The sequence below is a fragment of the Halodesulfovibrio sp. MK-HDV genome (genome assembly GCF_009914765.1).
GTDB lineage: Bacteria > Desulfobacterota > Desulfovibrionia > Desulfovibrionales > Desulfovibrionaceae > Halodesulfovibrio.
The window spans coordinates 182,389-204,970 of the sequence record NZ_WYDS01000005.1; the positions used below are offsets into that span (position 1 = coordinate 182,389).

A 22,582-nucleotide genomic window follows, 5' to 3' on the forward strand; every position below is an offset into this window, starting at 1 on the left:
AAGTTTCCCCCCAGACCCCCCTTCAAACTTTTTATTATGCGAAATGCGCACGTAGATTAATTTCTCACGCGGCTTAACTCCACTGACTTAAATAACAAAAGAAGGGCTGTCCTAAATAATTAGGACAGCCCTTTTCTATTTCGTGAAAGGTAGTGAAGCGTAAGCCGCGAGGCTACATAAGCGATAAGCCTACCTCGCAAATAAAAGTTTTTGGAGAGTCCAGAGAAGCCTTTTTTCAATAGCGGTAGCCGTTCTCGAAGAATGAGAGATTACGGATAGCGACAGTGTAACAGGTTCTTTGGCCGCCGGAGGCTCGTCGAAGACCCGCCAGAGGCAATACCTACTACCAAGCAATTGGTATGCGGACTTTTTGTTTCGCCTTGTTGGTAAAGAGCAGATACCCGTGTTCTTTGCCGTAGAGGTAGATGTCGCGAGTTATGCGAACATCGGCTTCGCAGTAGGTTGCGATTTCCTCGATTTTTCCTTCTTTCCACCATTTGAGTGCTTGAAGCCCGTCGGCAGACTTGGGTGCATTGAGCGTCGCTGACCCGAGGTTGTCGAGAGATACACGGTAGTTTAGTCGCTTGCGGATTTCGTCGAGTAAATCAAGCGTTGGCAAGGACTGTAGATTGTAGTCGGCGTAGGCTGAAAGTACTTTGTAATCGAACCGGATGATGTTGAATCCGATGATGCAGTCGTAGTCTTTAAGATGCTCGAGTAGCTCGGGCATGTCTTCTTCCATGTAATGGATAAATTTGTCTTCTTTGGAATCGTAGAGCACTGCGACGGATACTCGCATGAGCTCGGCACGGTTCCATCCGCCGACTTCTTGCGCTGAACGCTGCGTTTCGATGTCGAGTACAGCGTAGCGGGCGGGAGTTGTTATGTCGCGCGGTTCGGTTTGAGTTTTTGAATCCGAAGTTTGTGCTGGTGTTATGGTGTTTCCAGCTTCGGCTGTGAGCACTTTGGGCGCGATACGCGAGGGTGGTGCTAGTGGCTGGGGCAATGGCTCCACTTCAAAGATTTCGTCTGCTGGCGGGGTGAAGAATCCCTTTGCCATTTCTTCGAGGAGAAAAATGCTTCCAACTTTATCGATTGGTCGGTTACCAGAGCCACATTTGGGAGAATGCACACAGCTTGGACAACCGAGTTCACAGCCACAGTCGCGAACAGCAGCGAGAGTGCGTTCAAAAATTTCATGCGCCATGGTGAATGCGTGCCTTGTTAACCCTGCGCCGCCTTCCATTCCGTCGTAAACAAACACTGCTGGCTTGCCTACCTGCGCATGCATGGGGGTTGAAATGCCGCCGAGATCGTTGCGGTCTGTGAGTACGAGAATCGGTAAGATTCCGATCATTGCGTGCTCTAGCGCGTGGATTGATCCCATAAAATGTAGAAATTCGTTTTCAACATTACGTTGAACGCCAAGTGGTACTTCAAACCAGATGCCTTCTGTTTCAAATACCAGCGGTGGAAGCTCTAGCGGGGTAATGCCGAGAAGCTTGCCGCCTTGTACGCTTCGCTTTTCGAACCCGCTGATGATTTCCGTAACGCGCAGCTTGCCGAAGCATAAGCGGGTTCCCCAGACGAGCGTCTGGTCTATGACCTCTAAAATTTCTGTGCTCTTGTTGCAGCGGGTGCGTGTGTAATAGTTCACGCGACCTTTTTTCGCTTTGGCTGTACGGGTAGCAAAATCAAGCTCAGTTATCGACCAAGTTTGGCCTTTATGTAGATAGACTGCGCCGGGGTGTGTTTCTTTGAAGGCTTTTACTCCATCGACGCTGCCGATGATGGTGCCGTCTTCAGACTCAATATGAAAATTGTTTCCAGCGCCGCGGAGATCAACATGTCTATGCGGGCGCTTTTTTGCCGCAAAAATTGTTGTGCCTTCAGCATCCCGCAAAAGAAGACCGCACTGTTCTAATTCGTGCACGGCTGCTACGACTTCCGGTTCCCGCATCCATTCCTCAGAAGTTCGCAGAGTCAGTTCTGCTGCGGCACATTCGAGGTGGCGTCTTAGGATCACGGGGTTGTGCGGGTTCAAAACAGCACATTCCGGTGGACGTGAGAAAAATTCTTTAGGGTGCCGCATGAAGTATTGATCGAGCGCATCCTCGCCAGCCACAAGCATGACCGCAGATTCTTGATTCTTACGTCCAACTCGTCCACCACGCTGCATGGTCGACATAATGGAACCGGGGTAGCCCACTAGAATACACAAATCGAGCGCACCGATGTCGATTCCAAGTTCCAAGGCACTGGTGGAAATTACTGCGAGAAGTTCACCACTGGCCATTTTTTGTTCAACTTCCCGACGTTCTTCAGGCAGGAAACCCGCACGGTAGGCGGAAATTCTGTCTTTGAACGCACCGGACTTTTGTCCGGCCCACATGCTAATGAGTTCGGTCATCTTGCGCGATTGCGTGTACACAATCGTGCGCATATTGCGCATCAATGCGGATTTGAGCAAAGAAATGGCGGCTGAAGAAGGACTTTGATGCGGGTCCATAAACACGAAATGGCGTTTACCTTGCGGCGCACCGCTTTCAGTGATTACGGTAGGTGCAATGCCTGTAAGGTTTTCACATAGCTCCGCAGGGTTTCCCACAGTTGCCGAGCAGAAGATAAAGGTCGGGGTAATTCCGTATTGTTTACATACGCGGAGCAATCTGCGGAAAAGTTGCGCCATGTGAGAGCCCATAACGCCGCGATATGTGTGTACCTCATCCACAACAATAAATTGCAGGGAGGCCAGAAATTCAATCCACTGCTCGTGATGCGGCAGAATAGAAAGGTGCAGCATCTCCGGATTCGTCATGAGTACGGTAGGTGGCTTTGTGCGAATTTTTTTGCGGAAATGTGGCGTGGTGTCGCCATCATAAATAGCAGCTTCCGGTCGAGCCTCTTTAGGCCAATGCGCGGTCAGGGATTTAAATGTTTTTAACTGATCCTGCGCCAATGCCTTTAACGGAAAAAGATACAGCCCGCGCGCATCAGGATCTTGTAAAAATCGCTCAATGACAGGCAGATTGTATACCAGACTTTTGCCACTTGCTGTCGGTGTAGCTACGACAACGTGTCTACCCGCTCGGATATGATCTGTTGCGAGAGTTTGATGCGCGTAAAGATATTTTATGCCCTGCATTGCGAGCATATCTTTAATTGCCTGCGCCCACGGGCGGCGGTTTTCTGCGTATTCGGCATCAACATCAGGCAGCACTTTATGAAACACCACCTGATCACCAAGACGCTCTGATTTGCGCAACGCGTCAACGTATTCCGCGACTATATCCTTATCCTCTTGCATAAGTCCGACCATGCTGTGCACCCTCTGTAAAGTCAATCTGCAAACTGTGAAATGGCAGCAAAAAACAGTCAGACTATCTTTCATGATATTTGAAAGACAAAAAATAGCTGTAACAGTTTGGTTTTCCGCTTATTTTCTCTCTCCTTAAACATATAAGACAATGCTTGCAAAGCGAGGGTATTTCTTTTAGGAACTACGCAAAAGAGAGCAATAATCAGGAGAGAGTGATTATGAGATTAAGACATTTGTTGCTACTGCTTTCTGCAGTAGGAATTCTTTTTGTTACAGCGCCAGCATTTGCTGCTGACTCAAGCAAAGGCGCTGCTAACTCACAACTTTTTGGATTTTGGACATTGGTTCCGCCGCTGGTAGCAATCATCCTTGCATTTATCAGCCGTAACGTAGTGCTGTCCTTATTCCTCGGTGTATTTTCCGGCGCAATGATGCTTGAAACCAACGGCATGGACATTTACCACGGCCTGCTTGGTTCCTTCCAGCGTGTTTCCCTCGAAATTCTTGGCTCATTAGCTGATTCATGGAACGCTGGTATCGTACTCCAGTGTCTTGCAATCGGTGGTCTTATTGCGGTTGTATCCAAAATGGGTGGTACACTCGCAGTAGCAGAGGCGCTTGCTAAAAAAGCAAAAGGCCCTCGTAGTGCCCAGTTCTTCACATGGGTTATGGGTTTGGTTATCTTCTTTGATGACTACGCAAACTCACTGACCGTTGGCCCTATCATGCGTCCGGTTACTGACCGTATGCGCGTATCCCGCGAAAAGCTTGCATTCATCATTGATGCTACAGCAGCTCCAATCGCCGGTATCGCACTTATTTCTACTTGGGTTGCGTACGAAATTGGTCTTATCAAAGACGGTTTCGAACAGATTGGTATTCAGATGAACGCATACGGTGCTTTCGTTGAAACCATCCCATACCGCTTCTACAACATCTTTATTCTGTTCTTCGTACTCGCAGGCATTATGCTGCTCCGCGAATACGGTCCTATGTATAAAGCTGAAGTACGCGCACGTAAGCACGGAAAAGTGCTCGCTGATAACGCAAGCCCAATGGCTTCTGAAGAAACAACTCAGCTCGAACCGGGCTCACACGTTGTCCCTTCCATCTGGAATGCAATCATTCCAATCGGTACTCTTATTGTAGCTGCTTTCCTCGGATTCTACTTCAACGGTCTCAGCGCTCTTGATAACGCTGAACTGCTCGCAAAAATCGACGCTGCTCCATTTAGCTTCTTCGCTATTCGTGAATGCTTTGGTGCTTCCGATGCATCCGTTGTTCTGTTCCAGGCTGCACTGCTTGCCGGTATCGTGGCGATGACCATGGGTATCTGCAAAAAAGTGTTCAGCATTGAAGAAGCAATTACGACTTGGATTCTGGGTATCAAATCCATGACCATTACAGCTGTTATCCTGCTCCTCGCATGGTCCCTTTCAGGTATCATCAAAGAGCTCGGTACTGCTATGTGGCTCGTAAGCGTACTGTCTGACACATTGCCTGCATTCATGCTGCCGTCCATTATCTTCATTCTCGGTTCCATCATCTCCTTTGCGACAGGAACCTCTTACGGCACAATGGGTATTCTCATGCCGCTGGCTATTCCGCTGGCGTGGGCTATTAACCCTGATCAGGCGTACCTGCTCCTCAACATCAGTGCTGTTCTGACTGGTGCTATCTTCGGTGACCATTGTTCGCCTATTTCAGATACCACCATTCTGTCCTCCATGGGCTCCGCATGTGACCATATCGATCACGTTCGTACCCAGCTGACTTACGCAGTGTCCGTAGGTGCAATATCCATCCTCTTCGGCTTCCTGCCAGCAGGTCTCGGCCTCTCCCCGATGATTACTCTGCCAGTCGGCCTCATCGCTGTAGTTGGTATGCTTTTCCTCTTCGGTAAACGCCTGCCAGACGCTAGCTAGTAAGCTTGTTACCAGATATACTCAAAAAGCCCTCAGCTGTTGCTGAGGGCTTTTTTTATGCCTGTTTTTCATTGGTCTTTGGCGGGTCTTCGACGAGCCTCCGGCGGCCAGAGAACCCTTTTGTAAAAGGGCTTCTCTGGACTCTCCTAAAACTTTTATTAACGAGGCTAGCCTATTTTTTATTCAACCTCGCGGCTTATGCATCACTACCTTTCGGAAATGAAAGGGCTGCCTCTTTATGTGACTTAGCCCTTTTATAGGTTCAAGTCAGTGGAGTTAAGCCGCGAGAGAATATTACCAACTGGTCTTTTTCGCATAATAAAAGTTTTAGGAAGGGGGTCTGGGGGAGAACCCTTTTCCAAAAGGGTTTCCCCCAGCCGTCGGAGACAAAAAGAAAAAAGCGTCGCAGACACGCCGTAGGCAAACAGTAGAAACAAAAAAAGGGTGAAGCCAAAGCTTCACCCTTTTATTCGTAACTAGTTGTTATCGAACTTCGCCAAAATACTTTTGGTAATCTTCGCGAAGCTTAAATTTCTGAATCTTGCCTGAAGCGGTCATCGGATATTCGTCGATAGATGTGATGTAGCGTGGAACTTTGTGCCATGCGATTTTTCCGCGGCAGTAGTCGCGTACATCTTCTGGTGCGAGGTCGTAGCCTTCTTTGTTGATAATAAAGGCCGCAACTTCTTCGCCGTATTTGCGGCTTGGGATACCGACAACCTGAATGTCATGTACGCCATCCATGCCGTAAAGGAATTCTTCAATCTCGCGAGGGTAAATGTTTTCACCACCACGGATGATCATGTCCTTGATACGCCCTGTGATGACAACGTAGCCGTCTTCATCCATTACACCGAGATCGCCTGAATGCAGCCAGTTATCGTCATCGATTGCTGCTTCTGTTGCTTCCGGCATTGCGTAGTAGCCTTTCATGACGTTGTAGCCACGGCAGACAACTTCGCCCTGCGTTCCGCTTGGGCATTCTTCACCGGTTTCAGGATCAACAACACGTACTTCGATACCCGGCATTTTTTTACCGACACTCTGGGTACGACGTTCAAAGCTGTCATGCGGCAATGTTTGTGTCATTACCGGAGAACCTTCTGTGAGACCGTAACAGATAGTTACTTCTGTCATGTTCATATCTTCGATAACGCGCTTCATCAGAGGTTCAGGGCAGATTGAACCTGCCATGATGCCTGTGCGGAGCGAAGAGTAGTCGAACTTGGAGAACATTTTGTGCTCAAGCACTGCGAGGAACATTGTCGGCACGCCGTAAAGCGCTGTACAACGCTCCTGATCCACAGAAGCCATAATGTGTACTGGTGAAAAGTTTTCCAGAATTACAAGCGCTGCACCATGGTTTACGGCGGCGAGAACGCCAAGCACGCAACCAAAGCAGTGGAACAGCGGCACAGGCAGACATAGTCTGTCTTCGTGCGTAAATTTCTGGTTTTCACCAATCCAGTAGCCGTTAAGACCGATACCAACGTGTGTAAGCATTACCCCTTTAGGGAACCCTGTAGTACCGGAAGTGTACTGCATGTTCACTACATCGTATGGAGAAAGGGAATCCTGCCGTTCCTGATATTCGTCTTCGGATACCATAGCTTTCATCGCCATGATTTCTGGAATTGAGTACATGCCGCGGTGTTTTTCCACACCGAGGAACATAACGCGTTTCAGAGACGGAAGCTTGTCTATTTTAAGCTTGCCGCGAGACTGATTACGTAATTCCGGAATCATGTCGTAAATAGTCTGAACAAAATCATGATCGCGATAGCCGTCCATAATGAACAAGTTTTCGCATTCAGACTGAGATAGCAGGTATTCTAGTTCGCTTTTACGGTAGTTGGTATTCACGGTTAGTAGGATGGCACCAATTTTTGCTGTCGCAAACTGTAGTGCAACCCAATAGGGAACGTTTGTTGCCCAAACGGCAACTTTTTCGCCCCGCTGGACACCAAGAGCCAAAAGCCCTTGCGCCAGATCATCAACCACCTTGCCAAATTCTTTGTAAGACTGACGATAGTCACGGTCTACGTATACAACAGCATCGTTTTCTGGATACTTTGCAACGGTGTCATCAAGAATCTGACCAAGGGTCTTTTCGCGAAGTTCGAATGCTTGCATGGAATTTCCTAGTCAGGGTAGTAGATTACTGCGTAGATTTCAGCTTCTTCACCATCTGCCGCACCTACGTAATGCGGAACGATGGAGTTGAAATAGGCACTGTCGCCTGCTTCAAGAATGTGTTCTTCTTTGCCATAACGAATAAGCAACTTGCCGGAAGTAACGACGATAAATTCTTCACCCTGATGGGAAGAAATTTTACGGTCTTCTTCAGTTTCCGGAGTAATATGAATGAAGAACGGCTCCATATTACGGTCAGTTTTGCCTTTGCCCAAAGAGTGGAACAGGAAACTTGGGCTCTTGTCGCCAGCTTTTTGCATAGTAAGATCTGTTTCACGACAGGCTTTACGTACAATAAGTGGATCAACAGAAATTTCATCGTCCATGAATGTGCCGAGGCGAACGCCGAGAGCACGAGCAATTTTCTGTAACGGTGCGATGGAAGGGTATAAATCTTCTTCTTCCAATGCTGTTACGAATAATTCAGTCAAATCAGCCTGTTCAGCAAGCTCCGCACGGCTCAAGCCGCGCTCTTCCCTAAACTTGCGAATGCGATTTCCTAATTTTTCAGTCGCCATAGTTTCTCCATACTACAAAATTGTTCAAATAAGAGTTACAGGTATCCGACGTTACAAGAATATTCAAGTGTTCAAAGCCCATGAATACTGTTTATATGCATGTTTCATGCTGCTGGTGTGGTACTATCGTAAATTATTGTAGCGAGTTATTCTTAGCGTGTATTTTAGCAAAATTGTAATCATGATATTTGCTTACCCCCTTCCCTTTTCTCTCCCTTGTATTTGCGGTATGGTTTTGTATGACTCATCGTGTACGCCGCAAGCGCTATATTATTACTGGTCAGGTTCAGGGTGTTGGGTTTCGTCCGTTCGTGTATCGAATTGCCTTGGGTAACAAGGTTACTGGCACTGTAAGTAATACTTCTGATGGAGTGTTTATTGAGGTGCAGGGGGATGAAGAAACACTAGCTGGTTTCGCATTCGACTTGGTAGACAAACTGCCGCCACTGGCGGAGGTTACCTCTAAAACAGAGGATGAACTTCCGGTTGTAGACGGCGAAGCAAATTTTACAATTTTGGCAAGCGAAGGTAAAAAGGGCAACCGTGTCCTTATTAGTGCCGACGTTGCCACCTGCGACGATTGCCTGCGTGACATGTCTGATCCGGACAACCGCAGGTATGAATATCCCTTTACCAACTGTACCAACTGCGGGCCGCGTTACACTATCACAAAATCTATCCCTTATGATAGAGCCAAGACGTCCATGTCTTGTTTCCCATTGTGTCCTGACTGCAAAACGGAATACGAAGATCCGCTGGACAGACGCTTCCATGCGCAGCCTAATGCCTGTGATGTTTGCGGCCCTTATGTGTGGCTGACAAAACCTGATGGTGTTGAACAATGCCGCGGCACAGAGGCTATCAAACAGACTGCTGAAGCCTTGGCAAAAGGCGAAATTGCTGCTGTTAAAGGGCTAGGCGGTTTTCATCTCGTTTGTATGGCAACAGGCAAACAGGGGCAGCAGGGAATTGAAACTTTGCGCTCTCGTAAAAATCGCTGGGGCAAACCGCTTGCTGTTATGGCAAAGGATATTGAAACAGCCCGCGCTATAGCAGACCTCACAGAGGAAGAAGAAAAGCTGTTGCTCACAAAAGAGCGTCCGATTGTTCTCTGCAAACAACGCAGCGATTCCACGCTTGCAGAAGTTCTTAATCCCGGGACGCAGTACGTAGGCATCATGCTTCCGTACACGCCACTTCACCATATTCTTTTCAAATACTTTGCTCAGCAGACAACAGAGTTGCCTGTTCTCGTCATGACATCCGGTAACATGAGCAGCGAGCCAATCGCACTCGGCAACCGTGAAGCGCTCAAGCGTCTGCATGCTCTTGCGGACGTATTCTTACTGCATAATCGAGATATTCTCGTACGTGTTGATGACTCCGTTGTTCGTGTTCAAAAGGATACAGACAAACCACAATTTTTCCGACGAGCCAGAGGTTTTGCCCCGCGCCCAGTATTTATGGCAGATAAAGCGCCGTCCGTTCTTGGCGTAGGCCCTGAACTGAAAAATACGCTCTGTTACACTCGCGGTAATGAAGCATTCGTGTCGCAGCACATTGGCGACATGCAGAATCTAGAAGTTTATTCGTTCTACGAAGAGATAGCCGAATTTCTGCCGCAAACCCTTGAGGTCACCGTCGAGGCAGTCATTCACGACCTGCATCCCGATTACATGACAACTCGCTTTGCCCGCGAGTACGGCAAGTCACATAACATCCCCGTGCTCGGGCTTCAGCACCACGCAGCGCACATCTATAGTGTACTGGCAGAAAATAAATTTATCGGAACCGCCCTAGGGCTTGCGTTAGACGGTACCGGCTATGGTGAAGACGGAACCATATGGGGCGGCGAGCTTCTAAGCGTTAACAACCAGTCATTAGAGCATAACAGGCTCGGCAGATTGTCGCATATTCCGCTTCCCGGTGGTGAAACAGCCATCCACGAACCTTGGCGTATTGCACAAGGAATTCTCTGGAACGCCGGAATTACAGCCATTGACAAAGAATGGACATGGCAAAAGCAGTTCGGCCAACAGTCCCAATTCTTACCGCAGCTACTAGAGCGCAACATTAATACGCCGCTCACGTCCTCCTGTGGACGTTTATTCGATGCAGTTTCCGCCATGCTCGGCATCTGTCATGTCGTAACCTACGAAGGCGAAGCAGCGATTCTTCTAGAGGACGCGCAAGACCTCACAGTGAAAGAAGCCTACGAGTGTCCGCTCATAACGCATGATGACCTCATTGAATTAGACAGCATATCTTTGTTCCTTCAATGTTACCAAGACTGGCAGCAGGGCATAGAAACAGGCATCATGGCCAGAAAATTTCATCTTGGACTCGTTCAAGGTTGTGCACAGCTTGTAGCACACACAGCAAGCGCCACCGGAATCGACACCATAGCTCTTTCGGGCGGAGTCATGCAAAGTTTTACCATAGGCACTGAGTTGCCTAAAGCGCTTGTCGCGCTAGGGCTTACCGTTATTCAGCATACTCAGTTGCCGCCAAACGACGGGTGCATATCACTCGGACAAGCCGCCTACGGCAGGCAATGGCTACTTAACCAGCGTTAGTGCGTTAACGATTTGTGATAGTTGTCTCCGACGGCTCGTTTCACTATCTTTATCCGTAATCTCTCATTCTTCGAGAACGGCTAAAGTTCCGAGGGGCAAGGGCGCTGCCCTGCACCCGCAAGGGGGACGCCCCCTTGACCGCGATTTTATTGCGAGCAACTTTTACAAACTGCGCTTTCACGCGGCTTAAACCCACTGACTTGAACAAAAAAAGGGCTGTCCTACATAAATAGGACAGCTCTTCTCATTTTCGAAAGGTAGTGATGCATAAGCCGCGAGGTTACGTAAAAAATAAGCTTATCTCGCAGATAAAAGTCTTTGGAGAGTCCAGAGAAGCCTTTCTACAGAAAGGTTCTTTGGCCGCCGGAGGCTCGTCGAAGACCTGCCAGAGGCAAAAAAAGAAGCCCATGCCAATGCGTCGAAGGCAATCTCCTATAAATTATCAGGCGGCTCTACATCAGCGTCACTGTACGTGGTCATTTGATTGTAGGTGTTGCAGGCACAGCGCATGAGGAACAGCGCGAGGGGCACACCGCTGCCTTCGCCGAGCCGTAGGCCGAGATCATGAAGCGGATCGATATCTAGCTTGGCGAGAATTTTTTTGTGCCCTGCTTCGGCTGATGCGTGAGAGAAAAATGCGTAGTCTTTGATTGTCGGGCAAAGCTTCCATGCTGCTGTGTATGCTGCTGTTGCTATGAACCCGTCGAGGAGTACGAGCTGATTGTTCGCAGCTCCACCGAGGATGAGCCCTGCGAGGGCGGCAATTTCGTAACCACCGAGAGTTGCGAGGATGTCTACTGTATCGCCAGATTCTATTGTGGCTGAATGTAGAGAGAGCGCGCGTTCGATGACACGAGTTTTGCGTGTGACGCCTTCGGGATCAAGACCGCCGCCGGCACCTGTGATGTCTTGCGGGTGAAGATTCAGGTAGGCACAGTAAAGGGCTGTCGACGGGGTGGTGTTTGATACACCCATTTCGCCGGTACCAATGGCAGGACAACCTTCTGCGAGTGCCTTGTTTGCTAATGTGGCACCGATGAGCAGCGCTCGTAGACACATTTCACGGTTCATCGCTGGTGCTTTTGCGATATTTTGTGTGCCTTGGGCAATTTTGCATTGGATGAGTGACGGGTGGTTTGGGTAATCGCCACCTTTTGAGGCGAGGTCGACTACACAGAGCTCGGCACCGGCAGTGTTTGCCAGTACGTTTATGCCTGCACCGCCGTCACAGAAATTTTGTACCATCTGGCGCGTTACGTCTTGGGTGAAGGCTGAGACGCCTTCTTCATTTACGCCGTGGTCACCGGCTATGGCGTATATGCGTAACGGATCAGCGGCGATGCCCAGTGTCTTGTTTTGAATGCAGCACATGCGAACGGCGAGTTCTTCTAATTTGCCAAGGCTGCCTATGGGCTTTGTGAGATGATCAAGACGGTGGTTTGCTGCTGGACGCAGCGTGTCAGAAACCGGCTTGATTTTTTGGAGAAGATCACGCAGCAAAGCTTCATTTTCTGCGGTGTTTTCGTAGGTAGAAACAGGTTCAACCTTGAAAGTGTGATCCGATAAAGACGATGTCATGAAATCTCCTGAAATAATGGCAATATTATAAGCCGGAATAGTCTGTTGTGGTGACTTTATGCATGATGGCTATGGCTTTTTTACTCAGACGTACTTACAGTCTGTGTTACCTGAACGCCAGTTTATTATTAACCACCAAGAACGGGATAAAGGTATCTGATGCGCCGAATCTTCGCAATCCTCCTTATAATCATGCTTAGTTCAAGTGTAGCATTTGCTCAGAATAATTACACAAAGTTGAAAACTGAAGGCAGTGTTCGTATCACGCCTGTGGTGTCGGCTGTACAAAGAGCCGCTCCTGCTGTTGTAAGTATCAGCACAGACAGGATTGTTGAACGCGCTGTAAATCCTTTTGCAAATTTATTGCCTCGTAATCCGCTGTTTGATGAATTTTTTCAGCGGGGGCAGGGGCGTCGGAAAGTAAAAGAACAAACTCTTGGTTCCGGCGTGATTATTGATTCAAAAAAAGCGATTGTATTAACCAACGCACACGTTATCCAGGGCGCAGCACAGATTAATGTTACGTTGCTTGATGGCCGTATGTTTACTGCCACCTTGATCGGCTCTGATCCGGACTTCGACCTTGCTGTTTTAAAGCTCGATAAGGCTTCTGACTTGCCTGCATTACCAATGGGGCAGTCTGATGACTTGATGCCCGGCGAAACGGTAATTGCCATCGGCAACCCGCTTGGATTTAGCCATACCGTGACGACCGGCGTTGTTTCTGCGTTGGATCGTTCTATTAAAACGGATAACGCTACCATTACGGATCTTATTCAGATTGATGCTGCAATTAATCCGGGAAACAGCGGCGGCCCGTTAATTAACCTTGCTGGAGAGCTGGTGGGGGTTAATACAGCAATGTTGCGTCAGGCTGCAAATATTGGATTCTCTATCCCTATAGATAAGGCGCGCAGAGCAGTTACAGAGTTGCTGGAAACGGGGCACATTGTTCCTGTGTGGCTTGGGCTTTCCGGTCAAAATTTGGATGAGAACACTGCTGCGTGGTTACGTTTGTCATCCACAAAGGGGCTGCTTGTAACATCGGTTTTTGATGGAACTCCTGCTGCTGATGCTGGAATTAAATCTGGCGACACAATAATTGAAGTAAATGACAAGTTGGTGACAGACCACAGGCACTATGTGCAGTTACTGAAGAATATGACGAAGGGCGAAGCCGTAAATCTCACGTATATGCGTGATGGTGAGCCTGTGATAATTGAATTGCGAACTGCGCCATATTCCGAAGCGTTTGCTGCAAGACAATTGCGTGGACGTTGGGGACTTTCTTTGCGAAAGGGACAAACATATTTAGTTATTGAATCAATTCGCAAGGGTAGCCCTGCTGCAAAGCTTGGATTACAGGCGGGAGACCTGCTTGTGAACATTAGCGGGAAAAAAATTACGAGTATGAAAGCGCTATATCAGGTGTTCTTTACTCACAGGTTGGATTCATCACTCATTCTTTTTGTAGCGAGGGATGGTAAAGGCTACCGTGTGCGTATGGATATATAGAGCTATAATTACTGGAAATGTTAAATGGTGTGCGATATTTACGTAAAAAAAACTGCAAAGAGTGAAGATAATGTTTTTCAGGTCTTGACACTGAAGACAGGACAGGGCTAATTGCAGGTTTCGATGAGATTAACGCACCAAACCTAGTCGCTAGGTGTTGATGCTTTTATTACGGTTCATCTGAACCAAATCAAACCTGGAGGATTACCATGGGTTATAATGTAACTGTTGATACAGAAAAATGTACTGGCGACGCAGAATGCGTAGACGTATGTCCAGTTGAAGTTTTTGAAATGCAGGACGGCAAAGCAGCTCCAGCTAACGCTGACGAATGTCTTGGCTGTGAATCCTGTGTTGAAGTTTGTGAAGCAGACGCTATCGTTGTTGAAGAAATGTAATTCAACACGTGCGTTTTTTCGCATGCTTTGATTTTTGAACCGGACAGTGGGCAATCTCGCTGTCCGGTTTCATATATGGGTAGGCTAATCTCCCCGTATATTAGCTGTAAATTGTTCAGTGATCTTTTAGAGCAAAAAATTACTTCCTGCTGTAACTGTTGGTATTCAACGCATCGCCGCAAATTTTTTTATTCTCCTGCTGTTCTTCCCTTGCCAGTTGTACATTTCGTTACTAATGATTTGTAGCAGACAGGTGCAAGGTTGCGAGTGCCTGTTTCAATATCACTTAGAAATTTATTGCTCCAATCATTGATGTATAAAAAGCTACCAAATCGGGACACTTAGCAAGTCTACGGGGGGTAGGGAGTTTTCTGATGAAGCTGGATTTTTCTGAATTTTTTGCACAATACGAGGCACTTGTAGCCGAAGTAGACACTGTTTTTAATCGTGTAGCCGACATGCACGGCGACTGTATTAGCTGTGATTCCGGTTGCAGCGACTGTTGTCACGCGTTGTTTGACATAAGCCTGATCGAAGCGCTGTACATAAATCACAAATTTCTCGAACAGTATCCGTTTGGTGAACTGCGCTCCAACATCGTTGAAGCTGCTAGCGCCGCGGATCGTTTGATCTACAAACGTAAGCGCCAATTGTACCGCGATTCCATGAATGGTGTTGAACCTCGTGAATTACTCGAAGCGATGGCTAAAGAGCGTATTCGTTGTCCACTGTTGAACAGTGAAGACAAATGTACAATGTACGACGCTCGTCCTATTACATGTCGTTTATACGGTATTCCTACCAATATCGGCGGCAAAGCGCATACTTGCGGACTTTCAAAATTTGAAGCCGGCAAACCGTACCCTACTGTATCTTTAGATACTATTCAGGACCGTCTTGCAAAAATCAGCCTTGAGCTGTGCAAAGCGATTAAGTCCAACTACACCGAATTGCCGGGCGTATTTGTTCCTGTGTCAATGGCGCTGATTACTAATTACGACGAAGATTTTCTTGGTCTTAAAGAACCTAAGAAAAAGGACAAGTAATGAGTATTTCTGCGAGCATGTACCGCACTGGTGCAGAGCACGAATTGACACCGGAAGAGGAAGAACAAAAGCGGTTCATGTACGAAAAGATGGCGCCTCGTCGTCGTAAGTTTATTGACCGTATCGGATATGATAATTGGGATCCATTTCCAAAACCGAACGATCCTATGGATTTGCGTATGGATATTTCCAAGCGCACCACTCAGCAGCTCGTTCGCGAGTTTCTCCAGTCTCATAGAGGCAATTATTCCAATGACTACGGTCGCGGTTCATTAGAAACAGCCGTCGGCATTGTCAATAAGGATGAGAAGTACCGCGGCATTTTCGACTTCTGCGTTTGGTATTACAACCTCTTGATTGAAGAAGGGCATATAGATCATGACGAATAAAGAATTCGCAAGTATCGAAGAATACGTTGTATTTTTACGTAAAGAGATTGATGAGAACCCGGAATGTGCTAACCACCACTACAACCTCGGTGTAGCACTTCTTTCAGCTCGTGACTGGAGCGGTGCAGAGGCTGCATTCCTTGAATGTGTTCGTAACTCAAGCCGTTTTGCCGAAGCATACATCCAGCTTGGTGGTATCTGCATGCAGCGTAACGACCTTGAAGGTTGTATGCAGTACAACAAAGAAGCTGCACAGTGCCGTGCTAAATTTCCAGTGCCTTGGGCAAACATGGCATTTGTTCACATTCAGCAGGGTGACGCTGAAGAAGCAATTAAATGTGCTACAAAAGCACTTAAATGGGATGCTGACTTTGTTCAGGCTCAGGTTACCATTGCTTCTGCGCATTACATGCTTGGCGAACTCGATGAGAGTGAAAAAATTTCCAAAAAAACAATCGCTAGCTACCCTGCGTTTGCACCTGCGTACAACAACCTCGCTCTCGTAGCTCTTGAGCGTGAAGATTTCGCTGTTGCTATTGAAAACGTAGATAAAGCTGTTGAACTCGGCTTTGAAGTTGACCCTAACTTCCTCGCTGAACTTGCTCCGCATCGCGAAGCATAAGCAACAATAAAGTCTCGGTACTTTTGTGACCACAGACTTCTAGTTGCAGCAAAGCCCGCTTGTTTATCATGCCGTGGCATTGCGCGTTATTTGAAAAGTAAAAGGCTGTCCTTTATATAAAGGACAGCCTTTTTTTATGGTTCAGCATAGTTAGAAATCAAAAAAACGAAGTAATCTGGAAAAAAATAATTATATTTCTGGTCGTAGTAACAACTATATGAATAGATACGACTGGTTGGCGAGAACTACGTATTGTCAGGCATTGCGCTGTAATTTATTTTATGTTCCGCATCGCTCTAGCAGGTTGTCATTCCTTGAAAAGAACGCGACTAGTGCGTATCCTGCTCTGTCCGCGTGTTAATTTTGTTGATTTTTACATAATTGTATACAACAAATATCCATCAGCTTTTTACAAGGCAGGAGTGCTTTGCTTAACGTTACAAACTTATCGCATAATTTCGGACCGTACTGGGCGTTGAAAAACTGCTCCTTTTCATTGAAAAAGGGTGAGTTTCTTTTTCTCACTGGCTCATCCGGTGCAGGCAAAACTACGCTTTTGCGTTTGTTGTATGCCTCGCTCCCGGTTATGCGCGGTAACGTAAATGTTGCGGGGTATAATTTAAAATCGTTACCTCCGCGACAGATTCCCAACTTGCGCCGACAGGTGAGTGTTGTTTTTCAGGATTTTAAAATTCTGCCGTACCGCACCGTTTTTCAAAATGTAGCTATGGCGCTCGAAGTTCGAGGGTTTAATAAAGTTCATATTGATAGACGAGTACGCGCTGTTGTGCGCGGATTAGGGCTCGAACCACGCATTAACATGCTGTGCGGAGAGCTTTCCGGTGGCGAGCAGCAACGGGTTGCTGTTGCCCGCTCTGTTGTGGTTAACCCTAAGATTCTTCTTGCTGATGAACCGACAGGGAACCTCGATGAAGAGCTGGCAGCACGTATGATGGGTATTTTTAAACAATTCCACATGCACGGAACAACCGTTGTTGTTGCAACACACAACAATGATCTTGTGCGAATGCATCCTGAAGCGCGACAACTCCGGTTGGAGCATGGTAAAATTGCTGCCGCAAACTGGCGCGGGGCAGAGATCTTTTCTGATAGTATTGCGGAGGAACACTTCTAATGCGTGTATTCTTCAAGCTTATTAGACAAGGTGTTCGTGATATAGCCCTGCACCCTTGGGCGCAGTTAATGACGCTGCTTGCCGTTACGTTCATCACCTTTCTTGCCGGACTCATGCTGCTTGGCGTGGGCAATCTGGATAACGAGTTACGGGTGACACGTGGTGAAATTGCCTTCCAGATGTATTGGAAAGAAGGTGCTTCGCCTAAACGGGTTCAAACAGCGTGGAAATCGCTCCACAAGATGGACGGTGTGACAAAGGTACTTACCTACACGCCGAAAGAAGCGTTGAAAGATTTGAGTTCCACGTTCCCGAAAGGAAGCGCAGGGGTGTTGCTGGCAGATAATAGTCCGTTGCCGTACACGGCAGTGATTAAGTTTGCGCATCGCTCTGGTGATTTGACCGGATGGAAAGATACAACACTAGCCGCGTTGCAGCGTCTACCGGATGTTGAAACGGTTCGTTCCAGCAGTCTGAAAGACGAGGTAAGCCGCGCATGGCAAAAGATTTCCGGCACGGTAACAGTTCCGGTGTTGGTCTTTTTAGTGCTTATTCTTTCCATAGCGGTAGGGAACACCATGAAGCTTTCGCTCATCAGTAGACAAGATGAAATTGAAATACTCAAACTGGTGGGCGCCAAAAACTGGTATATTCGTACTCCGCTGTTAGTTGGCGGCGCACTGCTTGGCAGTGTTGGCGGTATGCTTGGTATTATGGGCTTATATGCAGCATGGTGGAATTTGAAAGATACGTTTAACTTTGCGCCACTCCACTGGGAACTCCACTTCTTGCCTGTAGATCAAGCATTATTACTGGTAGTTATACCGATGTGTGTCGGTTGTATCAGTAGCTGGGTTGCTGTACGTAACTAATGCTGTGCACTGTTGCAGCAGCAAATATTTCGACTGACCAGAAACACTACAGGAAGCTTAACTATGCGTAGTAAAAAAATGACAGGTGGCCTTGAAAAAGCGCCGCATCGCTCCTTACTGTATGCTCTCGGGCTTACACGCGAAGAAATTTCCCGCCCGTTAGTGGGTGTTGTTAACGCAGCCAACGAGGTGGTTCCCGGTCATATTCATCTGGATACCATCGCAAATGCTGTAAAAGCCGGTGTCCGTGCTGCTGGCGGTACTCCTATGGAGTTCCCAGCCATCGCAGTATGTGACGGCCTAGCAATGAACCACGAAGGTATGCGCTTCTCGCTGCCAAGTCGTGAACTCATCGCTGATTCTATTGAAATCATGGCAACTGCTCACCCGTTTGATGCCCTTGTGTTTATTCCTAACTGTGACAAATCCGTTCCGGGTATGCTCATGGCAATGCTGCGCATGAACGTTCCCTCCGTGCTTATAAGCGGTGGTCCAATGGCAGCAGGCACAACCAAAGGCGGCGGTGGTGCTGATCTCATTAACGTATTTGAAGGCGTTGGTAAGGTTAAGCTTGGTAAGATGACAGAAGAAGAGTTGGAAGACCTTTCCGAGACAGCATGTCCGGGTTGTGGTTCCTGTGCCGGTATGTTCACCGCAAACTCAATGAACTGTCTCTCAGAAACCATCGGCCTTGCTTTGCCGGGTAACGGAACAACTCCAGCAACATCTGCTGCGCGTATTCGTCTCGCAAAAACTGCCGGTTTCAAAGTTATGGAACTGCTCGAAAAGAACATTTGCCCTCGCGATATTGTGACAGAAGCATCCGTTTCCAACGCAATCACCGCAGACATGGCGCTTGGTTGTTCCACTAACACCGTGCTGCATTTGCCAGCCGTGTTCGGTGAAGCGAACCTCGAAATCTCACTCGAGCTCTTCGATAAGATCAGCAAAAAAACACCGAACCTCTGCAAGCTTTCTCCAGCAGGCGATCAGTACATTCAAGATCTCCACAGAGCCGGTGGTATCCCAGCTGTTCTTGCTGAACTGCGTAAAAAAGATGCACTCAATCTCGACGTAATGACCGTCACAGGCAAAACTCTTGGTGAAAACCTTACAGAGATGAATGCTACCAACTGTGATCCAACCGTCATTCGTCCAATTGAAGATCCATATTCCCAAGAAGGGGGTATCGCAATTCTTTACGGTTCCCTCGCTCCTGAAGGTGCCGTGGTTAAGCAGTCCGCAGTAGCACCGGAGATGATGGTACGCACCGCAAACGCGCGCGTATTCAACTCTGAAGAAGATGCTTTTGAAGCCATCATGGGACAGAAAATTAATAAGAATGATGCAATCATTATCCGCTACGAAGGCCCTAAAGGCGGTCCTGGTATGCGCGAAATGTTGTCACCAACAGCAGCAATTGCCGGTATCGGACTTGGTTCCGACGTTGCGCTTATCACCGATGGTCGTTTCTCTGGCGGAACACGCGGTGCCGCAATCGGGCACGTTTCCCCAGAAGCAGCAGACGGCGGTCTCATCGCATTCGTAAATGAAGGCGACAAAATCGAGATCAATATTCCAGAGCGCAAACTCAATCTGCTCGTAGACGAAGCAACAATCGAAGAGCGCAAAAAAGGCTGGAAGCCGCTGGAAAAAGAAGTAACTTCGCCGTTGCTCAAGCGTTACAGCCGCATGGTTAAAAGTGCTTCTTCCGGTGCTGTATACAAATAAAAGTTTTGGGGTTGTAGTTTTAAGGGATTTTTATATTGCCTCCGGCGGCGCTTATCAGCGGGATGTCTCCGACGGCTTAAGAACCCTTTTGGAAAAGGGCTTCTTAAGAATCTCCTAAAACTTTTATCTGCGAGGTAAGTTTATTGCTTATTTAACCTTGCGGCTTACGCCTCACTACCTTTTGCGAAATTGAGAAGGGCTGTCCTATATATGTAGGACAGCCCTTTTTTGTTCAGGTCAGTGGGGTGAATCCATGTGGCACTGTGGTTTAAGAACGTTGATCATAATAAAATTTACGTTAAAGGGGATATGTTCCCCCTTAACAAGATTCATTGACTCTCTAAAAAACTTTTACCTGCGAGGTAGGTTTATTGCTTATGTAGCCTTGCGGCTTATGCCTCACTACCTTTTGCGAAATTGAGAAGGGCTGTCCTATGCATGTAGGACAGCCCTTTTTTGTTCGAGTCAGTGGGGTGAAGCCGCGTGAAAGTGTAACTTAAGAAAGTTGATCGCAATAAAATCGCGGTCAAGGGGGCGTCCGCCCTTGCGGGTGCAGGGTAGAGCCCTTGTCCCTCGGAACTTTTGCCGTTCTCGAAGAATGAGAGATTACGGATAAAGATAGTGAAACGAGCCGTCGGAGACTAAAAAGCATCGTAAAGTTACCAGAATCTATTTATAGATGTTCGTAAAATGTTCCTAAAAATGTGCATAACTTTTGAAAATTGTGAACAAGTTAGCAACATATTAAGAACATGCTGTTGATAACTCTCTTAACTTGCTTTTATTTAAAGAATAAATTTGGAAGATAGGTTGTTAATGGAGCCCAGAAAGTAATGAGGAGAAGATCAAGGAGCAGAACAACGAGGAAAGGAACAATTGCTTTGGCGAGTGTTCCTATTCGAGTGTGTGCTATGGAGCAGGCAACGATTGTGCATACCCCGAGTGGCGGCGTGAGCATGCCGATGGCAAGGTTCACTACTACTATTGCGCCAAGCTGAACGGGGTCGATACCGAGGGTGGGAAGCATGGGTACTAGGACTGGCACAAAGAGAATGAGCGCAGCGGTTGTTTCTAAAATTGTTCCTGCTATCAAGAGCAGCAGGTTGATGAGTAGGAGGAGAATTATCCGGTTGTCTGTGAGGGACAGAATTGAAGACGCAATTGAGGCTGGGATATCTTGAATTGCCATGTACCATGAGAAGATGGATGCGGCACAGATTATGAACATCACAACGCTTGAAGTAATGCTGGCGGATATGAACAGGTTTGGAAGAGCTTTAATGCAGAGTTCTTTGTGGATGAACATGCCGACGAAGAGAGCGTAGACAACAGCCACTGCGGCGGATTCTGTTGCTGTGAAGACGCCACCGAGTATGCCGCCGATTATGATGAATGGCGCCCCGAGTGCCCAGATTGCAGATGTTAATGCTTTGCCAGCGAGGGCTAGGGAGAAGGTACGCTTTGTTGTGGAATCGGTTGTTTCCGTTCGTTTTGCATTCCAGACACAAACCCCGATGAGACTGAGCCCCATGAGGATGCCGGGGAGAATACCTGCGGCAAAAAGTTTTCCGATGGATGCGCCTGTGAGTACCCCGAAAATGATCATAGGGATGGACGGTGGAATGATAACACCGATGGAACCTGCGGCGGCTTGGACTGCACCGGAGAATGCAGGCGTGTAACCTCGTCGTACCATCGACGGAATAAGGATTGCGCCAACAGCTGCCGTATCTGCTGCGGCAGAGCCGGAAATTCCAGCAAAGAACATGGCGGATACAACGGAAACAGCTGCAAGTCCGCCGGACAGATGCCCGACAAGCGCATCTGCGAAGTTAACGATTCGTTTGGAAATGCCACCTGCGCCCATCAGCTGTCCGGCAATCATAAAAAGCGGCACAGCCATAAGTGGAAAAGAATCGGCTCCGGCGTATAGGCGCTGGGTGATGAGGATCATGTTCATATTACCGTCAATGACGAAGGCAATAACCGCGCTTAATCCTACGGCGACAGCAATTGGTACATTAAGACAAAAGAGAAGTATGAGTACGGCAAAGAGGAGGAGAGTCATTTATTCATTCTCCTCTTCTGGTGAGATTGCACAGCCAGAATGCACAGTTTGAGAGAGGCTGTCTGGATGTGGCTTAAATTCTAAAATTTCAAAAAAACAGGACAGGGAATGAATAAGCATGATTGTTCCGCTGATGGGAATAGCAAGGAACGGGATCATGCGTGAGATGCCGAGAGTTGCAGTTGTTTGGAATCTGAGGAACATTGCAAACTGGAACCCGTACCACATCATAACAAAGAAAAAGATTGAGCTGAGAACTTGCACGAGCAGTGCAGCATTTCTGCGTCCATTTTCTGTAAGATTACGCACCATAAAATCTAATCCAATATGCGCGTGTGCTTTTAGCGCAACAGCTGCACCAAAAAATGTGAGCTGGATAAGCAGCACCCGCCCTAACTCTTCTGACCAGAACAGGGAGTTGTTAAGAACATAACGGAAGAAAACTTGCGAGGCTGTGACAACAGCCATGGCAATACCGCATGTGCATAAAAGCCAGCGGCAGGCGGTATCAAGGCCGTTACTTACAGCGGTAACAACAGAGGCAATGCTGCGGAGCATAAAGGGTGTCCATTTTATAATTGTGAGTAATAGGTCATTTTCTCCTTTTTTGCGCGTTATGCGCAAGGGAGAATTAATGAAATAAAGGGCCGTACAAATGCACGGCCCGAATAGATAGAGACAAACCTGCACATTGCGG

Annotated in this window: 16 protein-coding genes; 10 read left to right on the top strand and 6 right to left on the bottom strand. The window is 47.6% G+C overall.

Features of this window, described 5'->3' with window-relative positions; translation table 11 throughout:
- Positions 1-343: 343 nt before the first annotated feature.
- Positions 344-3,319, bottom strand: coding sequence for a DEAD/DEAH box helicase (locus MKHDV_RS05725; protein WP_254060419.1), 2,976 nt, complete (start codon positions 3,317-3,319; stop codon positions 344-346).
- A 218-nt stretch (positions 3,320-3,537) separates the two neighbouring features.
- On the opposite strand from MKHDV_RS05725, the gene MKHDV_RS05730 reads away from it, so the two are divergent.
- Positions 3,538-5,244: a Na+/H+ antiporter NhaC family protein gene (locus tag MKHDV_RS05730; protein WP_160713175.1), complete on the top strand. Its 1,707-nt coding sequence runs from the start codon at positions 3,538-3,540 to the stop codon at positions 5,242-5,244.
- Positions 5,245-5,727: 483 nt separating this feature from the next.
- On the opposite strand, the gene MKHDV_RS05735 is transcribed toward MKHDV_RS05730, so the two are convergent.
- Both MKHDV_RS05735 and MKHDV_RS05740 read right to left on the bottom strand, forming a co-directional pair.
- Complete coding sequence (locus MKHDV_RS05735; RefSeq protein WP_160713177.1) at positions 5,728-7,377, bottom strand: AMP-binding protein; 1,650 nt, start codon at positions 7,375-7,377, stop codon at positions 5,728-5,730.
- Between the two features lie 8 nt (positions 7,378-7,385).
- Positions 7,386-7,955 (bottom strand): cupin domain-containing protein, encoded by a 570-nt coding sequence (locus MKHDV_RS05740; RefSeq protein WP_160713179.1) that lies wholly within the window; start codon positions 7,953-7,955, stop codon positions 7,386-7,388.
- A gap of 239 nt (positions 7,956-8,194) precedes the next feature.
- Between MKHDV_RS05740 and hypF the strand changes: the two genes are divergently transcribed.
- Positions 8,195-10,531, top strand: a complete 2,337-nt coding sequence (hypF, locus tag MKHDV_RS05745) for a carbamoyltransferase HypF (protein WP_160713181.1) — start codon at positions 8,195-8,197, stop codon at positions 10,529-10,531.
- Between the two features lie 432 nt (positions 10,532-10,963).
- Here hypF and cobT read toward each other — a convergent pair whose 3' ends face one another.
- The gene (gene cobT, locus MKHDV_RS05750) at positions 10,964-12,109 is read right to left on the bottom strand and encodes a nicotinate-nucleotide--dimethylbenzimidazole phosphoribosyltransferase (protein ID WP_160713183.1); all 1,146 of its coding nucleotides are present in this window, start codon (positions 12,107-12,109) and stop codon (positions 10,964-10,966) included.
- A 159-nt stretch (positions 12,110-12,268) separates the two neighbouring features.
- Between cobT and MKHDV_RS05755 the strand changes: the two genes are divergently transcribed.
- The 8 genes from MKHDV_RS05755 (at position 12,269) to ilvD (ending at position 19,817) form a co-directional block, all read left to right on the top strand.
- Complete coding sequence (locus MKHDV_RS05755; RefSeq protein ID WP_160713185.1) at positions 12,269-13,624, top strand: trypsin-like peptidase domain-containing protein; 1,356 nt, start codon at positions 12,269-12,271, stop codon at positions 13,622-13,624.
- 209 nt (positions 13,625-13,833) lie between these two features.
- Complete coding sequence (locus MKHDV_RS05760) at positions 13,834-14,022, top strand: ferredoxin (protein ID WP_160713187.1); 189 nt, start codon at positions 13,834-13,836, stop codon at positions 14,020-14,022.
- A gap of 374 nt (positions 14,023-14,396) precedes the next feature.
- Positions 14,397-15,068: a YkgJ family cysteine cluster protein gene (locus tag MKHDV_RS05765; RefSeq protein WP_160713189.1), complete on the top strand. Its 672-nt coding sequence runs from the start codon at positions 14,397-14,399 to the stop codon at positions 15,066-15,068.
- Entirely contained in the window at positions 15,068-15,457 is a 390-nt protein-coding gene (locus tag MKHDV_RS05770) for a hypothetical protein (protein ID WP_160713191.1), read from the top strand. Before MKHDV_RS05765 ends, MKHDV_RS05770 begins: the two co-directional genes overlap by 1 nt.
- Positions 15,447-16,079, top strand: a complete 633-nt coding sequence (locus MKHDV_RS05775; RefSeq protein WP_160713193.1) for a tetratricopeptide repeat protein — start codon at positions 15,447-15,449, stop codon at positions 16,077-16,079. The genes MKHDV_RS05770 and MKHDV_RS05775 overlap by 11 nt, the downstream gene beginning before the upstream one ends.
- Positions 16,080-16,506: 427 nt before the next feature.
- Complete coding sequence (gene ftsE, locus MKHDV_RS05780; RefSeq protein ID WP_160713195.1) at positions 16,507-17,214, top strand: cell division ATP-binding protein FtsE; 708 nt, start codon at positions 16,507-16,509, stop codon at positions 17,212-17,214.
- Positions 17,214-18,086 carry an ABC transporter permease gene (locus MKHDV_RS05785; protein ID WP_160713197.1) on the top strand — a complete coding sequence of 291 codons (873 nt, stop codon included), beginning with the start codon at positions 17,214-17,216 and terminating at the stop codon, positions 18,084-18,086. Before ftsE ends, MKHDV_RS05785 begins: the two co-directional genes overlap by 1 nt.
- A 63-nt stretch (positions 18,087-18,149) precedes the next feature.
- Entirely contained in the window at positions 18,150-19,817 is a 1,668-nt protein-coding gene (ilvD, locus tag MKHDV_RS05790; protein ID WP_160713199.1) for a dihydroxy-acid dehydratase, read from the top strand.
- Between the two features lie 781 nt (positions 19,818-20,598).
- Here the strand turns inward: ilvD and MKHDV_RS05795 are convergent.
- The gene (locus tag MKHDV_RS05795) at positions 20,599-21,885 is read right to left on the bottom strand and encodes a TRAP transporter large permease (RefSeq protein ID WP_160713201.1); all 1,287 of its coding nucleotides are present in this window, start codon (positions 21,883-21,885) and stop codon (positions 20,599-20,601) included.
- On the bottom strand, positions 21,886-22,443 hold the full coding sequence (locus tag MKHDV_RS05800) for a TRAP transporter small permease (protein WP_160713203.1): 558 nt from the start codon (positions 22,441-22,443) through the stop codon (positions 21,886-21,888).
- Positions 22,444-22,582: the final 139 nt, after the last annotated feature.

What these genes read in the sequence shown, in the direction of transcription:
- MKHDV_RS05730 (WP_160713175.1), top strand. Translation starts at nt 3,538, where the DNA reads ATGAGATTAAGACATTTGTTGCTACTGCTTTCTGCAGTAGGAATTCTT.
- MKHDV_RS05755 (WP_160713185.1), top strand. Translation starts at nt 12,269, where the DNA reads ATGCGCCGAATCTTCGCAATCCTCCTTATAATCATGCTTAGTTCAAGT.
- MKHDV_RS05740 (WP_160713179.1), bottom strand. Translation starts at nt 7,955, where the DNA reads ATGGCGACTGAAAAATTAGGAAATCGCATTCGCAAGTTTAGGGAAGAG.
- MKHDV_RS05775 (WP_160713193.1), top strand. Translation starts at nt 15,447, where the DNA reads ATGACGAATAAAGAATTCGCAAGTATCGAAGAATACGTTGTATTTTTA.
- ilvD (WP_160713199.1), top strand. Translation starts at nt 18,150, where the DNA reads ATGCGTAGTAAAAAAATGACAGGTGGCCTTGAAAAAGCGCCGCATCGC.
- MKHDV_RS05765 (WP_160713189.1), top strand. Translation starts at nt 14,397, where the DNA reads ATGAAGCTGGATTTTTCTGAATTTTTTGCACAATACGAGGCACTTGTA.
- MKHDV_RS05725 (WP_254060419.1), bottom strand. Translation starts at nt 3,319, where the DNA reads ATGGTCGGACTTATGCAAGAGGATAAGGATATAGTCGCGGAATACGTT.
- MKHDV_RS05735 (WP_160713177.1), bottom strand. Translation starts at nt 7,377, where the DNA reads ATGCAAGCATTCGAACTTCGCGAAAAGACCCTTGGTCAGATTCTTGAT.
- MKHDV_RS05800 (WP_160713203.1), bottom strand. Translation starts at nt 22,443, where the DNA reads ATGCTCCGCAGCATTGCCTCTGTTGTTACCGCTGTAAGTAACGGCCTT.
- hypF (WP_160713181.1), top strand. Translation starts at nt 8,195, where the DNA reads ATGACTCATCGTGTACGCCGCAAGCGCTATATTATTACTGGTCAGGTT.
- MKHDV_RS05760 (WP_160713187.1), top strand. Translation starts at nt 13,834, where the DNA reads ATGGGTTATAATGTAACTGTTGATACAGAAAAATGTACTGGCGACGCA.
- MKHDV_RS05770 (WP_160713191.1), top strand. Translation starts at nt 15,068, where the DNA reads ATGAGTATTTCTGCGAGCATGTACCGCACTGGTGCAGAGCACGAATTG.
- cobT (WP_160713183.1), bottom strand. Translation starts at nt 12,109, where the DNA reads ATGACATCGTCTTTATCGGATCACACTTTCAAGGTTGAACCTGTTTCT.
- MKHDV_RS05795 (WP_160713201.1), bottom strand. Translation starts at nt 21,885, where the DNA reads ATGACTCTCCTCCTCTTTGCCGTACTCATACTTCTCTTTTGTCTTAAT.
- MKHDV_RS05785 (WP_160713197.1), top strand. Translation starts at nt 17,214, where the DNA reads ATGCGTGTATTCTTCAAGCTTATTAGACAAGGTGTTCGTGATATAGCC.